The 2,314-nt window shown below is 67.4% G+C and carries 3 protein-coding genes and 1 pseudogene; 1 reads left to right on the top strand and 3 read right to left on the bottom strand.

Annotation, left to right across the window (positions count from 1 at the left end):
- Nucleotides 1-122: 122 nt before the first annotated feature.
- Both rplT and rpmI read right to left on the bottom strand, forming a co-directional pair.
- Complete coding sequence (gene rplT / locus VGD28_RS15915) at nucleotides 123-488, bottom strand: 50S ribosomal protein L20 (RefSeq protein WP_010543146.1); 366 nt, start codon at nucleotides 486-488, stop codon at nucleotides 123-125.
- Between the two features lie 13 nt (nucleotides 489-501).
- Nucleotides 502-705, bottom strand: a complete 204-nt coding sequence (gene rpmI, locus VGD28_RS15920; protein ID WP_066581118.1) for a 50S ribosomal protein L35 — start codon at nucleotides 703-705, stop codon at nucleotides 502-504.
- Between the two features lie 183 nt (nucleotides 706-888).
- Between rpmI and VGD28_RS18700 the strand changes: the two are divergent.
- Nucleotides 889-1,194, top strand: a pseudogene (locus VGD28_RS18700) (VOC family protein); the annotation flags it as partial.
- Nucleotides 1,195-1,437: 243 nt separating this feature from the next.
- Here VGD28_RS18700 and hisN read toward each other — a convergent pair.
- Nucleotides 1,438-2,220: a histidinol-phosphatase gene (hisN, locus tag VGD28_RS15930; RefSeq protein ID WP_331029337.1), complete on the bottom strand. Its 783-nt coding sequence runs from the start codon at nucleotides 2,218-2,220 to the stop codon at nucleotides 1,438-1,440.
- Nucleotides 2,221-2,314: the final 94 nt, after the last annotated feature.

The following is a 2,314-nucleotide window of genomic DNA, read 5'->3' on the forward strand; positions in this document are numbered from 1 at the left end:
GTCCATCACCGGCCCCCCGGTGGACCCCGGCACACGGCCGGGATGACGGAGAGTGAGGCCAAACCAAAACGGGCGCCGGTGTCTCCACCGGCGCCCCATTTGTTCGCTTGCGTCAGGCTGCCTCAGGCGGCCTGGGGCAAAGCCGCCTTCGCCTGCGCGATGATGGCGGTAAACGCCTCGCCCTCGTGCATGGCGATGTCGGCCAGGACCTTCCGGTCCAGCTCGATCCCTGCCAGCTTCAGGCCGTGCATGAACTGCGAATAGGTCAGGCCCTCCGCGCGGACGCCGGCGTTGATGCGCTGGATCCACAGCGCGCGGAAGCTGCGCTTCTTAACCTTGCGGTCGCGATAGGCGTACTGGCCGGCCTTCTCGACGGCCTGGCGCGCGATGCGGATGGTGTTCTTGCGACGGCCATAATAGCCCTTCGCCTGATCCAGAATCCGCTTATGCTTCGCCTTGGTGGTCGTACCACGCTTGACACGTGCCATGGTCGCTTACTCCTTACTTCAGGCCATAGGGCGCCCACAGGCGCACATGGCCGGCATCAGCTTCGGACAGGACCGACGTGCCGCGGTTGGTGCGAATATACTTCGCGTTGTGGCTGCTCAGGCGGTGACGCTTGCCGGCGACGCCGTGCTTCACCTTGCCCGTCGCGGTGAACTTGAAGCGCTTCTTCACACCGCTCTTGGTTTTCATCTTGGGCATTTTCGTCTCCTTTTACGCGCGACGATTACAAGACAGCCACGGCAGCCCTAGTTAGCCGGGCGGTCCACCTGAATCGCGGAAAGGCGGGCCATTAGCGGCAAAGGTCGCGCTTTGCAACCGTCCGGAACCGGCGGGCGGCGCTGCGGTTTCGCCTTCTGCCCGTCGACCGCCCGGAGCCAGCCGATGAGACCCCGCCTTTCCGTCCTGACGCTTGGCGTCGCCGATCTCGATCGCTCGCTCGCCTTCTATCGCGACGGCCTCGGGCTGCCGAGCGAGGGCATCGTCGGGCGCGAATATGAGCATGGCGCGGTCGCCTTCTTCCAGCTTGAAGGGGGCGTCCGGCTGGCGATCTGGGCGCAGGACGACATCGCCCACGACACCGGCCTCGCCAAGGCGCCCGTCAGCCCGACCGCCTTCACCCTCGGCCATAACGTGTCGAGCCGCGAGGAAGTGGCCGAGGTGATCGAGCAGGCGCGGCGTGCCGGCGCGGAGATCGTCAAGGAACCTGCGGACACTTTCTATGGCGGCCATGCCGGCTATTCCGCGACCCCGATGGGCATGTCTGGGAAGTGGTGTGGAACCCCGCGGCGCTCCCCGGCGGGGATTGATTTGGCGACTTGCAATGTTGGAATTCGTCTGCTTGGATCCTTGACAGGACGGGCATGCAGCCGGCGGGTGACGGCCTCGCGCAGGACTCCGCGATGGTGTCAACCTAGTGTAAACTTCCGGCGCTCAGTGCCCGCGGCAGGCGAGCGCCTCGACGATCTCCTCGATCCGCGCCGGGTCGCCCGCGGCGATCACCTCGCCGTTGCTGCCGGCGTGGAGCGGATCGCCCTGCCAATCGCACATGCGGCCGCCCGCGCCCTCGACCACCGGCACCAGTGCGGCGAAGTCGTGGAGCTTCAGCCCCGCCTCGATCACCAGATCGAGATGGCCCGAGGCGACCAGGCCGTAATTATAGCAGTCGCCGCCCAGCACCGTGCTCATCACCGCCGCATCGACATGCTCGAAGGCGTGGAGCTGATCGTCGGTGAACAAAGCGGGCGAGGTGGTGGCGAGCAGCGCCTTCGACAGCTCGCGGCAGGTGCGCGCGTGCGCGGGCTTGCCGTTGAACAGCGTCTCGCGCCCGGTGACGCCGAGCCAGCGCTCGCCGATGACCGGCTGGTCGATGATGCCGAGCACGGGCCAGCCATCCTCGAGCAGCGCGATCAGCGTGCCGAAGATCGGGCGGCCGACGATGAAGCTGCGCGTGCCGTCGATCGGATCGAGCACCCAGGTGCGGCCGCTGGTGCCTGCGCGATCCTCCTCTTCCTCGCCGATGATCGCGTCCATCGGGCGCTCGGCGATGATCAGCCGCCGCATCGCTGCCTCCGCCGCCTTGTCGGCGAGCGTCACGGGCGAGGAATCGTCCTTGGCCTCGAGGCCGTGCTCGGCGCGGAAATAGGGGCGGATCGCGGCGCCCGCCGCGTCGGCGAGGCGCTTGGCTAGGTCGATATCGGCTTGGCTGACTGGCATGGCGCGGCCCTAGCCGGGGACCAGCGGCTTCGCCAGCCCCCACTTTTCTGCTGTGAAACGGCACCGGCCCGCTCCCCCACCCGGCCCTCCATCG

The organism is Sphingomonas sp., assembly GCF_036402235.1.
GTDB lineage: Bacteria > Pseudomonadota > Alphaproteobacteria > Sphingomonadales > Sphingomonadaceae > Sphingomonas.